At 67.7% G+C, this 12,200-nt stretch carries 8 protein-coding genes and 3 pseudogenes; 4 read left to right on the forward strand and 7 right to left on the reverse strand.

Translation table 11 applies throughout. The annotated features are described in order from the left end of the window. Positions 1 to 38: 38 nt before the first annotated feature. The 3 genes from ahcY to ACX5I6_RS18705 form a co-directional block, all read right to left on the reverse strand. Positions 39 to 1,505: an adenosylhomocysteinase gene (ahcY, locus tag ACX5I6_RS18695; protein WP_461841443.1), complete on the reverse strand. Its 1,467-nt coding sequence runs from the start codon at positions 1,503 to 1,505 to the stop codon at positions 39 to 41. Between the two features lie 73 nt (positions 1,506 to 1,578). After that, a complete protein-coding gene (locus tag ACX5I6_RS18700) occupies positions 1,579 to 1,806 on the reverse strand; it encodes a Trm112 family protein (RefSeq protein ID WP_026264923.1) in 228 nt (75 codons plus the stop codon). A 79-nt stretch (positions 1,807 to 1,885) separates the two neighbouring features. Beyond that, positions 1,886 to 2,272: a DUF3499 domain-containing protein gene (locus ACX5I6_RS18705; protein WP_285248265.1), complete on the reverse strand. Its 387-nt coding sequence runs from the start codon at positions 2,270 to 2,272 to the stop codon at positions 1,886 to 1,888. Positions 2,273 to 2,390: 118 nt separating this feature from the next. On the opposite strand from ACX5I6_RS18705, the gene ACX5I6_RS18710 reads away from it, so the two are divergent. After that, the gene (locus ACX5I6_RS18710) at positions 2,391 to 2,903 is read left to right on the forward strand and encodes a metallopeptidase family protein (protein WP_461841444.1); all 513 of its coding nucleotides are present in this window, start codon (positions 2,391 to 2,393) and stop codon (positions 2,901 to 2,903) included. A 70-nt stretch (positions 2,904 to 2,973) separates the two neighbouring features. Here ACX5I6_RS18710 and ACX5I6_RS18715 read toward each other — a convergent pair whose 3' ends face one another. The 3 genes and pseudogenes from ACX5I6_RS18715 to ACX5I6_RS18725 all read right to left on the reverse strand — a co-directional run bounded on the left by ACX5I6_RS18715 (position 2,974) and on the right by ACX5I6_RS18725 (position 8,581). Further along, entirely contained in the window at positions 2,974 to 4,668 is a 1,695-nt protein-coding gene (locus tag ACX5I6_RS18715; RefSeq protein ID WP_461841445.1) for a DUF5719 family protein, read from the reverse strand. Next, positions 4,661 to 8,021, reverse strand: a pseudogene (locus tag ACX5I6_RS18720) (glycosyltransferase). Before ACX5I6_RS18720 ends, ACX5I6_RS18715 begins: the two are co-directional and overlap by 8 nt. 29 nt (positions 8,022 to 8,050) lie before the next feature. Next, a complete protein-coding gene (locus ACX5I6_RS18725; RefSeq protein WP_461841446.1) occupies positions 8,051 to 8,581 on the reverse strand; it encodes a WhiB family transcriptional regulator in 531 nt (176 codons plus the stop codon). Positions 8,582 to 8,970: 389 nt separating this feature from the next. Between ACX5I6_RS18725 and ACX5I6_RS18730 the strand changes: the two genes are divergently transcribed. Further along, positions 8,971 to 9,672, forward strand: coding sequence for a TIGR03089 family protein (locus ACX5I6_RS18730; protein WP_461841447.1), 702 nt, complete (start codon positions 8,971 to 8,973; stop codon positions 9,670 to 9,672). A gap of 12 nt (positions 9,673 to 9,684) precedes the next feature. On the opposite strand, the pseudogene ACX5I6_RS18735 reads toward ACX5I6_RS18730, so the two are convergent. Next, a pseudogene (locus ACX5I6_RS18735) lies at positions 9,685 to 10,243 on the reverse strand (GtrA family protein). Between the two features lie 171 nt (positions 10,244 to 10,414). On the opposite strand from ACX5I6_RS18735, the gene ACX5I6_RS18740 reads away from it, so the two are divergent. Together ACX5I6_RS18740 and purE are read left to right on the forward strand one after the other, a co-directional pair. Then, a complete protein-coding gene (locus tag ACX5I6_RS18740; protein WP_461841448.1) occupies positions 10,415 to 11,611 on the forward strand; it encodes a 5-(carboxyamino)imidazole ribonucleotide synthase in 1,197 nt (398 codons plus the stop codon). Further along, positions 11,608 to 12,193 (forward strand): annotated as a pseudogene (gene purE, locus ACX5I6_RS18745) (5-(carboxyamino)imidazole ribonucleotide mutase). The gene ACX5I6_RS18740 and the pseudogene purE overlap by 4 nt, the downstream one beginning before the upstream one ends. The last annotated feature ends 7 nt before the right edge of the window (positions 12,194 to 12,200 follow it).

A 12,200-nucleotide genomic window follows, 5' to 3' on the forward strand; every position in this document is an offset into this window, starting at 1 on the left:
ACGGCCCGGGCGCGTTGCTGCGCCCGGGCCCTCACGTGTCAGTAACGATAGTGCTCAGGCTTGTAGGGGCCTGCCGCGTCGATGTCCAGGTATTCAGCCTGGTCCTTGGTCAGCTCCGTAAGCTCCACGCCCAGGGCATCCAGGTGAAGGCGGGCGACCTTTTCGTCCAGGACCTTGGGCAGGACGTACACCTTGTTGTCGTACTCGTCCTGGTCCTTCTTGGTCCACAGCTCGATCTGCGCGATGGTCTGGTTCGCGAACGAGTTGCTCATCACGAACGACGGGTGGCCCGTGGCGTTGCCCAGGTTGAGGAGCCGGCCCTCGGACAGCACGATGATGGAGCGCTCGGCGTCGCTGCCGGCGTCGAAGACCCACTCATGGACCTGCGGCTTGATCTCAACCTTCTTCACGCCGGGAACGCGGGCAAGGCCGGCAATGTCGATTTCGTTGTCGAAGTGGCCGATGTTGCCCACGATGGCCTTGTTCTTCATGCCCGCCATGTGCTCGGCCATGATGACATCCTTGTTGCCCGTGGTGGTGATGAAGATGTCACCCTGCGCCAGGACTGATTCCAGCTTGGCCACTTGGTAGCCGTCCATGGCTGCCTGCAGCGCGCAGATGGGATCGATCTCGGTGACGATCACCCGTGAGCCCTGGCCGCGGAGGGCCTCCGCGGCGCCCTTGCCGACGTCGCCGTACCCGCAGACAACGGCGACCTTGCCGCCCATGAGCACGTCGGTGGCACGGTTGATGCCGTCGGGCAGGGAGTGGCGGATGCCGTACTTGTTATCGAACTTGCTCTTGGTGACGGAGTCATTGACGTTGATGGCCGGGAAAAGCAGCTTGCCCTGGTCCGCGAGCTGGTACAGACGGTGGACGCCGGTGGTGGTCTCTTCGCTGACGCCCTTGATGGTGGCCGCGGTGCGGGTCCACTTCTGCGGGTCCGCGGCGAGGGAGCGGCGGAGCACCTCGAGGAAGATGCCGTACTCCTCGGAATCTTCGGGGTCTGCGGAGGGGACGTTGCCCGCGGCCTCGAACTCGACTCCCTTGTGGACCAGCATGGTGGCGTCGCCGCCGTCATCCAGGATCATGTTGGGACCCAGTTCGGGGTTGGACTCGGCACCGGGCCAGGTAAGGATCTGTTCGGCCGTCCACCAGTATTCTTCGAGGGTCTCGCCCTTCCAGGCGAAAACGGGCACGCCCTGCGGGTCCTCGACGGTGCCCTTGCCCACGACGACTGCCGCTGCGGCCTCGTCCTGGGTGGAGAAGATGTTGCAGGAGGCCCAGCGGACCTCCGCGCCCAGCGCGGTGAGGGTTTCGATCAGCACCGCGGTCTGCACCGTCATGTGCAGGGAGCCTGCGATCCGGGCGCCCTTGAGCGGCTGCGTCGGCCCGAATTCTTCGCGCAGGGACATCAGGCCGGGCATTTCGTGCTCCGCCAGTCGGATTTGGTGCCGCCCGGCTTCCGCCAGGGAGATGTCGGCAACTTTGTACTCAAAAGTCATGAAGGGTCCTTTGCTTGAGGCGGGGTCCTGGTCCCCGTCCTGCTGTTTCTCGTTGCGGGCTGGTGCAGGTGGATTATTGCCCTGCCGCGGCAGGATCGTGCTGGTCCGAGCCCGCTGTTGCCGCTGCCGCCAGCAGTTCCGGCGGAAGGAGCAACGGAATTCCGTCTTCGATGGCGTACCGGTTCTTGACGCCGGCTTCATCTGCCGTGGTGGCCACCAGTTCTTCGCCTTCCTGGACCAGGGGCGAGCCGGTCACGGGGCAGCGCAGGACGGACAACAGCTCGGGACTGATCTTTGGCATGTGTTCTTGCTCCCTGGCGGGCGCGCTCGCGCCGGTAGCGGAAAAGATGTGCAGCAACCAGCCTACCGCCAGATGCCGGTCAGGAAGGTTCTCGAAGGACGCGCAGGTGCCCCCGCCGGGTCCCTTCGGTTCCGGCCGGCGCTTCGAGGGCAGAATGGTGCCCGCGCTGGGTGGGCGGCTGTGGCTCCGCCGGGCGCGCCGCGGCATCACGGACGGCGTTTGCGAGGGCCAGGAGGTCGTCCGGGCCGGGCTGTTGCGGGGTGGTCGGCATGGCCAGCCGCAAAACTTCCCAACCGCGCGGAACCGTCAACGAGCCTGCATGCTGTTCACAGAGGTCGTAGCAGTGCGGCTCGGCGTAGGTGGCCAGCGGACCGAGGACTGCGGTGGAGTCCGCGTAGACGTACGTCAGGGTCGCTACCGCCGACTGGCGGCAGGCGGACCTTGAACATTGACGGATAGCTCCCACGACATCACAGACTACCCTTATATCCCTCGAAAGCCGTGCATTGGCTGCAGTCACCGACGCGCACGGGCCGCCACGGGAATATATCGCGTAAATCCGCCCCCGGGTTTAGAGTCGGTATATGCAGTCATCGAACCATGAATCAGGTTTTTCGGTCCGGTTGGCTGACCCGGACGCCTCGGCTGCGCCGGGCGTGGAAACCACCGGCAGGAGCTTCCTGCGGCGGCGCCGGAACCGCCACGGACGCGGCCTGCGCGGCGAAGTAATGCTTCCCACCCACCCCGGCTACCGGACCCGCGGCGACCGCTTCGACGATCTGGTCCTGGACTCGGCGCAGCGGCTCCATGACATTTGGGGCAAGACCCTTGACGGCGTCCGGTTCGGCGTCGACGAAATCCCGCCGGACCTCGAAGAGTTGGCCGCCAACGGCACCACTGCGCCCATGGGGGCCTACACGCCCGCCGCTCATGGCGAGGGGCCCATGATTACGGTGTACCGCCGTGTTGTTGAGAACGCCTGCTCAAGCGTGGAGGAGCTCCAGGACCTGGTCCATGACGTCGTGGTGGAGCACACCGCGGAGATGCTCGGCGTGGCCCCGGAGACCCTGGACCCGGTGTACCGCCGCCGTTACTGACCCCGGCGCCGGGCAGCCGCGCGGCGGCTCCTCCTTGGATATTGACCGGGCGTCCCGGCTGTCAGAAATCCTAGTAGCCCAGGGTAACCGGGACGGTTTCCTGTCCGGCGGCAGCCGGCAGGAGGGCCAGGGTGGAGATGTCGTTGCGCCCGTCCTGGCCTAAGAGCACGGAACCGTAGGCGGCATCCCCCGACGCCGACACCACATACCCGACGACGTCGGCACCCTCAGCCTGGTTCGGAACGGTGATGGTGGCGGTGGTTCCGCCGGCGATGTCCGCAGTGGCGGCCGCCCGGACCTTGCCGTCGGCGGTGATTGGCGCGTAGGTAATGGTGGCCCGCGTGTCCAGGGCACCGAATACCAGCTGGCGCAGGCCGCCCTTGGGGACGGGAACAACATGCTGGCTGCCCAGCCGCACGGCGGATCCGGCCCACGCCACGTCCGAGGGTTGGCCGGCCTGGAGGCCGCGGCTCATTCGGGCGGCCGCCACGAAGGAAACGTCCGATGAGGCGGCAATGGTGTACTGGCCCGCCGGTACCCCGGCCAGGGACACTTCCGTGACGGAGCCGGCCTTGGCGGTGACCACGCCGCCGGCAGGGAGCGCAGTTTGGCCGTCCCGACCATACAGTTTGATCTCCACCACGGCGTCCGAAGCGCCTGGAACCGTCAGCTGGAGCGCAGGGGCGGCATCCCCGTAGCCGTTGCGGGACGTCAGCGCGGCAAGCCCGGCCGGATCCTGGATATCCACTCCGGGCACTACCTGGCGGATGGCCGGCGCAGTCCCCGGCGCAATGAAGTCCACGCCGCCCGGGGTCAGGCCGCGCAGGACGCTCTGCTGGATCGAGGCAGCCACGGGTCCGCCGGCACTGCGGACGCGCACGCTGAGCTGGGGAACGTTGGGCGCCAGACCGGCAAGGACGACGCTGCGGGTAGTGCCCGGGGCCACCAGCAGGCCACGGCTGCCCGGCGCCTGGATCTGCCCTGCGCCACCGTACAGTTCCAGGCTTACCGTGGCAGGGGTGCTGGAGGCGTTGGTCAGTGCCAGGACGGAAGTGCGGCCCACTGTGGTGCTGGCACCTGCCAGCCACTGGTCGTTGGAAGGTTGTCCGCAGGTGGCTGCCGCACTCCCCTGCAAGTCGCCGTCGGTGGCGGTGTATTTCATGGCACCGGCCGCGGACGCGTTCTGGTTGGCCACGGCATTGGCGCTGAGGACGTTGACCTGGTCCGTGGCCCGGTCCGCCACAATTCCGGCGGGGAGCTCCTGTGGTGCGCCGGCCGCCGGAGACTTCCCGCTGTCCTTGGCGATCTCAACGACGGCCGTCCCGTCCAGGCGGGTCAGGCGGCTCGCAGGCAACACGCCGCCGGCGCCCAGCACGGCCGCGGTGACCTTGGTCGCGGCCGTGGCCGACTCCGGCCGGAACTGGGCGTCGGTACCGGTGCCCGTACCCTCCAGCAGCCTCGCGGGACCCGGGCACACGCCAACACTGGCTCCTGCCGGAACGGCCGCCCGCACCACCGGCAGGACACGGCTCGACGCCTGCCCCTGCACCAGCGACCCGGCAGCGACTACGGCTCCACCGCTGGCGAGGATGAGCACCCCTGCGGCTGCTCCGGCCACGGCCGCTGCCCGGCCCCTGCCGCGAGGCACCCGGGTGGAACCGCGGCCGGACCGTTTGGCGTCACCGCCGGTTTCGCCTTGGACTGTGGCCCGTGCGTGGACCGGGGCAGGAGCCTCGGCGGCCGCCGGCGGGATGTGCTCATGCATTTTGGTGTTCCTTACGCAGGGAGCCCTCGTCGCGTGAGAGGCCGGTCCGCGGCCGTTGCGTCGGCATCGGGACAGCGAGGATTACGGTCAGGCCGATCACCGTGATTTGGCCGGCAGCGGCCCAGAAAGCCCATGGGTTGTCGTAGCGGACCGTAAGCTGGCCGGCCGAGGCCGGGAGGGTGAAGGCCTGGGCCCAGCCGGATGTGGTGGACGTCAGCTTGCGGCCGTCGAGCCAGGCGCTCCAGCCGGGGTCCGCCCGCTCGGCAAGCACCACCAGACGGCCCTCCGGACCGGGAGGGACGGCAGCGTCAACGCCGTCCCTCCCGGAGGGGACGGAGGTTATGGTGGCGCCGCGCGGATCCACGATGCGGACGCGGTGGGCGACGTCCGCAGCCTGCAGCACCGCCTGGTTCGACGGGCTGATGCGCCAGAGCCAGCCGACGTCCGTCTGCCCCACCGCCACCAGGCCAGGTACGGCATCCATGCGGCTGGCCGTCAGTTGGGCTGCCGTGTCTGCGGCCCGCAGCACCACGAACCCGACGCCAAGTTGTTCGAGGTCCGCACGGGGATCCACTCCCTGCCCGGCAACCAGGGTGGCGACGACGCGGCGGACAGAGGCTGTGACGTCGTCGTCGTCACGGACCTCTTCCGCGCCCGGGGCACCGATGATGGTGCGGGCGGAGGCAATGGCCGAGAGGCTGTCCAGGGTGGTTCCGGACCCCCGCATCAGGGAAGCCTTATAGGTTCCGTCGTCACTGGTGCTGATGAGCAGGGTGCGGGTCTGTTCGGGCCCGGTACCACGGTCGATTGCCGTAGCAGGCAGGGACCGTGCGTTCGCGGCTTCCACCAGCCGGGCGGCACCCAGTGCTCCGCCCGTCGCGGAGCCGGATGGCGCAGGCGTATCCGCCGGTGCTGCCGGCGCAGAGGCGGGGGCCGTGGCCGGACGCAGGAGGTTCTGCGCGGACCACGCGGCCATCCCGGCCAACGGTCCGGCGAGCAGGACTACCAGGCCCACTGCCAGCCCGGCGCGCGCCGCAGTGGCCTTGGACCCGGCAGCGGACCGGCGGTCCACGGCCGACATGACCTGGCCGGCGCCCAGAATTGCGGCGGACAGCAGGGCGAAAGTGGCAGCCGAGACCGCGGGTCCCGGGAAGGGGGTCACCAGGGAGTCGGCGTTGATGCCCGTGGCAACGTGGCTGGTCAGCCATCCGCTGGCCAGCGATACCAGAGCCGCAATCCAGAACCAGCGCACGGCCCGGACCGGGCGTCCCGCGACGAAGAGGCCAACGATGGCCAGGGCCACAACCGGAACAGCGACCAGGAGTGCCAGCAGCAGGGCCCAGGGCACCGGTCCGCCGGAGAACAGACCCAGTCCCTGCAACCCGCCGGCGGGGTCGAACGCCAGGGGCTGTCCCATAACTTGCTGCCACAGAGGCGCGGCGTCGAAGCCAAGCGGAAGTCCGGGGTCGGCCAGGAGTGCGCGCGGCCGGTCCATGGTGGAAAGGGCGAACGGTACGAACAGGGCTGCAGTGGGCAGCAGGGCCCACCACACGGTCCGCCCCCGCCGGCCCAGCAGGACCCCGCAGAGGACAATGAGCAGAACGGCCGGGACAAGCAGGGAAGGGGCCGAGGCCGTGGTGACGGCCAGCGCCAGGCCGGCTGCAGCCGATGCAGTCCAGGACGGCATGCCATTGACTCCCGGTTTGGCGGGCGCCTGGTCGGCCGGACGTGCATCAACCGGGGCTTCCAGGCTGAAGCTGCCGTGGCCTACGGCTGAACCCGTGGCCCGCAGCAGGCCCAGGACCACCAGCGGAATCATGATGTGCGCTACGAGCGCGCCGGCGCGGCCTTGGTTGAGGGCTACCTGCAGGGCCGGGGCAGCCGCCCAGAAGATGGCCGCTGCGAGCCGGAGCCGGCGCCGGCCAGTCAGGCCGCCTGCCGCAAACCAGGCGGTAAGGCCGGAGAGCGGGGCGCCCAGGAGGAGGAGCCAGGCCATGGCCGGGTTGGCATCGCCGCCACCCAGGACACCGATAATCCACAGCACATAGTCAAAGGGGTCGCCGTGGCCGGGGAGTCCGGCTCCCAGGCTGATCCACCAGCCGGAGGCGTTGTGCCAGATGTCGCCCAGGCCGGCCGAAACCGGGATCAGGCCACCGCCAGTGACGGCATTGGCCCGGAACAAGCCGGTGAGGGCCAGGAGCGAGGCGATTGACGCAATGATGACGGCAGCGAGGGCGCCGTTGCCCACCCATCCCCTCCTGGCGGTGGCGAGGGCGGCAAAGTCATCAGCGGCGTCACCGGTGGGCTGGTGCGCGAGCGGATCCTGCACCAGGTGGTCAGCGCCGGATCCGTCCGATCCCAGCGCCTCCATCAGGGACCGGCGGTGGCTCCACACTTCGCGGCGTGGTGTTTGCAGCTTCCGGATCACCGAGCGTCGGATCCGCCGGGTCCGTTTGGCCGCCCTTCGGGCTTTTGCCACCGCCCGTGGACGGCCCAGGGCCGCACAGGTGGCCACGCTGTGAAATGCCGTGGCCGGGATCCTTGACCACAATGCTCAGGACGAGTTTGAAGAGACTGCCCAGCAACGCCCCGAGGCCGTGGACAGGCACCATCCAGAGCGGGCTGTGCTTGAGCCGCAGGTGCACCTGCGCCTTGCGGGCAGCTGCGGGGTTTCCCAACGCGTGGGGCCGGTGCGCCACATGGAACATACGGGCTGCGGGGACCACCACGACGCGGTGGCCTGCCAGCCGGTTCCGCCAGCAGAAGTCAACGTCGTCGCCGCTGCCAGGCAGAGCGGGGTCAAAACCGCCCAGTTGGTCCCAAACGTCCCGGCGGACCAGCATGCCCGCGGAATTGACGGCGAAAGTGTCGGTACGGCCGTCGTACTGGCCTTGGTCCAGCTCATCGGCGTCGATCAAGGTGAGCCGCTCAGCCCAGCGGCTGGTGGAAAGTCCGACGTCGATGAGCCGCCGCGGCGAGTGCCAGTCGAGCTGTTTGCACCCGGCCACAGTCACGGAGGGCGCACGCTCCACGGCGCCGAGGAGTTCAGCGAGTGCATCAGGCGCCGGGGCGGCGTCGTCGTGTAGCAGCCAGATCCATTCCGTCCCGTCGCCGCTGCCCGACCCGGCTTTAGGAACCAGACCGGCGAGTCCTGCGGAGATGGCCGCCCCCATGCCGCCCTTGGTCCGCGGGCAGGCCAGGACGCTGGCGTCGCCCAGGGATTCCCGCAGCAGGCTGTACGAGTCGTCGGCGGAACCGGCATCAACGCCGATGGCACGGTCGACAGGCCGGGTCTGGCCAGCCAAGGCTGACAGGGTTCTGGGCAGATAGACACTGCCGTTGTGGGCGACCACAACGGCAGTGACATGGACATCCTGAAGAATTAGATCGCTCGCTTCCTAAGCCGCCGGCGCTCACGCTCGGAAAGGCCTCCCCAGATGCCGAACCGTTCGTCATTGGCCAGCGCGTACTCCAGGCATTGCGACCGTACGTTGCACGCGCCGCACACCTTCTTGGCGTCGCGGGTGGAACCGCCCTTTTCCGGGAAGAACGCCTCCGGGTCAGTCTGGGCGCACAAAGCGTCAGTCTGCCAGCCCAGTTCACCTTCGTCATCGAAGTCCTGTTGGAGTGGCAGCCCGATCCATACCGGCTGCGCTCCGCCGGGGGCGGCCAGCTCCATGGGCGGGTCCAGATCGTCCTCCGGCTCCGCGCCGTCCAGCAAGGCCTCATGCGCCGCGAGGAACGCAGTGGCCTGGTCCTCGAGGACGCTGCCGGTATTCCTTTTGTACCGTTCCGCAGCATCAGGATCGGCAGGGTCAACGTACCAATCGCTTGGCACCCCCCGCGCACGGTACTTTGCCGTTGCCTGGCCGGCTACGACGGCATCTTCCTGGATACGCTCTGCTTGCCCCACGGCGACCCTCCTGACGTTGCAGCCACTGCCTTGATACGTGGACACTCGGTTGTGTGCCGGTATTTACGCAATTGCTTTAGATACCTAATTACACGTGTGTAACTAGGGCGAGTCAAGCCGTAGCCGGGATAATAGACAGTGAAACCTGAGAACTTTGCGCACGCCACGCCCGGGTTTTTTTCCGGGCCTCGGCGTGGCGCGGGCGGGAAGCTGCATATTTGGGACGCAAGGGGTGCAAAAACAGCGCCACGACGGGGAAAATACCCGCTTTGAGCCAAAATAGCAAGCACCCTTAGCAGGTCACGTGATAAACATCACTTTTCCAGTGGATGCGGCGGCGTTATCCAGCTGCTGGTGCCCCGGGGATTCCAGGATGGCACGATTAAGCCATGACATCGATCCCCGCCATCACCCTGATGGGCAGCCTCCGCTCCGGCAACTCCACGGCACCGCGCCTGACGTGGTACGGGCCGGATTCGGAACGGGTTGAATTGTCGGGCCGCGTCCTGGACAACTGGGTGGCCAAGACCAGCAACCTGCTCCAGGACGAGCTCGACGCAGAGCCGGGCATGCGCCTCGGACTTGCGCTTCCGGCGCACTGGAAGGCCCTGGTCTGGGCGCTGGCCGGCTGGCAGCTTGGCCTGGAAGCAGTGCTCGACGGCGGCCCGGCAGACTTCCTGGTGACAGCCGCCCCTGGCGAGGCGACAAAAGGGCACGGCGCCGTGATCGCCGTCGCGTTGCCCGCCCTCGCCATGCGCTGGCCAGGGGAACTTCCGGGTGGCTTCATCGACTACGCGGCAGAGGTACGGTCCCACGGGGACGTGTTCATGCCGCATGGGGATCCGGATCCCTCAGCCCGCGCGCTCCTGACGGGCGCCGGGCGTCCGGTGGAGCACAAAGACCTGCTCACGGATTTTGGCGCATCACATGGGGAAGGCGTCCGCATCCACATTCCAGCGGGCAACGGCCTCGAGTCGGCGCTGTCCAACGCACTGGGCGCCTGGCAGCACGGCGGTTCCGTGGTCCTGACCCACCCGCATGTTGAACTCACGGACAAACTGCTGGCCGACGAACGCATCCACGGCAGCTAGCAGGCGCCGGTCCTAGGCCTTCGGGCCACCGTCGACAGGGGCGGAAGCGGGACGTTCGGCACGGGCGGACTCACGGTGCGGGTGCGCTTCGATGAGTTCGTGGTCGTGCGAGAACTCCGGCTCCTGGTCCAGCTTCCTGGTTGAACACCAGGAAGCGGTACGCGAAGAACCGGACAACAGTGGCGACGAGGATGCCCGCGACACCTGCCAGGAAGAGCAGGTTCTTGTCGTCGATACCCATCCCGTACTTGGCCAGCGCGGTGAATCCGGTGGAGATCCCGATCCCGATGCCGTTGATGATGACGAACATGACGAACTCGCGAAGCACATTGGCCTGGCGCCGGTGCCGGAAAGTCCAAAAACGGTTTGCGACCCACGAGAAGACCGTGGCCACGGTGGCGCCCACGAAGCGCGCCTTGGCTTCGCTGTCCGACATCGGGCCGTGCATCAGGTAGTACGTCAGCCCGTTGTCGATAACGAATGCCACACCGCCCACGGCCCCGAATTTGGCCACCTCCCGCCAGAAGAGCGAGGCAAGCCCCCGGATACGATCTGCAAGTGCGCTAAACATAACCCTCCATGGCCGTCCGAACTGTGGGCCACTCGGCCAAGGACCTATTTTAGCCCCCAAAGCTTTGGACTGGCCCCGGACGGCCCCCGCTGCCGGCCTGCAGCAGAAAATGTCACGCTCCCGCCGGGCCGTAAAAGCGGGATACGGTGCGTCTTCGGTAGGCTGGCATACGTGACTTTTCCAGTAATAGGTGTAGTTGGCGGCGGCCAGCTTGCGCGAATGATGGCCCCTGCCGCTACAGCACTCGGCTTCGAACTCCGTGTCCTCGCCGAAGGCGAGGACGTTTCCGCGGTCTCTGCCGTACCGGCCACGCCGGTAGGCGATTACAAGGACCTGCAGACCCTCCTGGACTTTTCCCGGGGCCTCGACGTGATGACGTTTGACCACGAGCACGTTCCTACGGCGCACCTTCGGGCCCTCCAGGAAGCGGGGGTCAATGTCCAGCCCGGACCCGACGCCCTGGTCCATGCACAGGACAAGCTGGTCATGCGCGCAGCCATCGACCGGTTGGAGCTGCCCAATCCCACCTGGGCGTCAGTGGCCAATGTCGCAGACCTGGTCAGCTTCGGCGAGGAAACGGGCTGGCCCGTGGTGCTGAAGATGCCGCGCGGAGGCTACGACGGCAAGGGCGTCCGGATTATTGCCTCCGCAGAGGAAGCTGCCGACGCCGACGAGTGGTTTAGCGCCATGAGCCCCTTGCTGGCCGAAGCGAAGGTGGAGTTCACCCGCGAACTGTCCGCCCTGGTGGCGCGGACCCCGGATGGCGAAGCCCGGGCCTGGCCGGTGGTCCACACCATCCAGGTGGATGGTGTCTGTGACGAGGTGATCGCACCCGCGCTGGACATCCCGCTGGAGGTGGCCGCAGCCGCCGAGGACGCCGCATTGCGTATCGCAGCGGAGCTCAACGTCACCGGCGTCCTCGCTGTTGAACTTTTCGAGACGCCGGGCGCGGGCGCCGGCTTCCTGGTCAACGAACTGGCCATGCGGCCACACAACACCGGCCACTGGACCCAGGATGGCTCCATTACCAGCCAGTTCGAACAGCATCTGCGCGCCGTCCTCAACCTTCCACTGGGTGCCACCGACGCATTGGCCCCCGTCACCGTGATGAAGAATTTCCTGGGCGGGGAGAACCAGGACCTCTTTTCCGCCTACCCGATGGCCCTCGCCAGCGAGCCGGCCGCCAAGGTCCACTGCTACGGCAAATCCGTGCGGCCCGGACGTAAGATCGGCCATGTCAACCTGGTGGGAAGTTCGACGGCGGACGTTGACTCGGTCAGGCGCCGGGCCACGGCGGTTGCGGCCATCATCCGTGATGGACGCGCCGGCGCCGAGGAACCTTCCCCTATCTACGAGGAGAACGCATGAGCGCCGAAGCCATCCCAGCCACCGCTACCGGGGCCAGCCCCCTGGTGGGCCTGGTCATGGGCTCAGACTCGGACTGGCCCGTCATGGAGGCAGCGGCCGAGGCCCTCGCCGAATTCGGCATCCCGTTCGAAGCCGACGTCGTCTCAGCGCACCGGATGCCGACCGAGATGATCCGCTACGGCCAGACGGCGCACGAGCGGGGGCTGCGCGTCATCATCGCCGGGGCCGGCGGCGCTGCACACCTGCCGGGCATGCTGGCCAGCGTCACTCCCCTGCCAGTCATTGGTGTCCCCGTCCCGTTGAAGACCCTTGACGGCATGGACTCCCTGCTGTCCATCGTCCAGATGCCTGCAGGTGTGCCGGTGGCAACGGTGTCAATCGGCGGTGCACGCAATGCGGGCCTCCTGGCCGTGCGGATGCTTGCCGCCGGTACCGACGAACTCGCCGCGTCACTGCGCGCCGAGCTTCTTGGATTTCGCCGCCGACCTCAACGCCGTCGCCTCGCGCAAGGGCGCCAATCTCCGGCAGAAAGTCAGCGAAGTCTTCCCTGATGTGTCCAACTCCTTTCGGGGCAGCCGTTAGGGCGGCG

The sequence above is a fragment of the Arthrobacter sp. MMS24-T111 genome, assembly GCF_054888995.1.

Coding starts and splice junctions, on each gene's coding strand:
- ahcY (WP_461841443.1), bottom strand. CDS start 1,505: ATGACTTTTGAGTACAAAGTTGCCGACATCTCCCTGGCGGAAGCCGGG.
- ACX5I6_RS18700 (WP_026264923.1), bottom strand. CDS start 1,806: ATGCCAAAGATCAGTCCCGAGCTGTTGTCCGTCCTGCGCTGCCCCGTG.
- ACX5I6_RS18710 (WP_461841444.1), top strand. CDS start 2,391: ATGCAGTCATCGAACCATGAATCAGGTTTTTCGGTCCGGTTGGCTGAC.
- ACX5I6_RS18715 (WP_461841445.1), bottom strand. CDS start 4,668: ATGCATGAGCACATCCCGCCGGCGGCCGCCGAGGCTCCTGCCCCGGTC.
- ACX5I6_RS18730 (WP_461841447.1), top strand. CDS start 8,971: ATGACATCGATCCCCGCCATCACCCTGATGGGCAGCCTCCGCTCCGGC.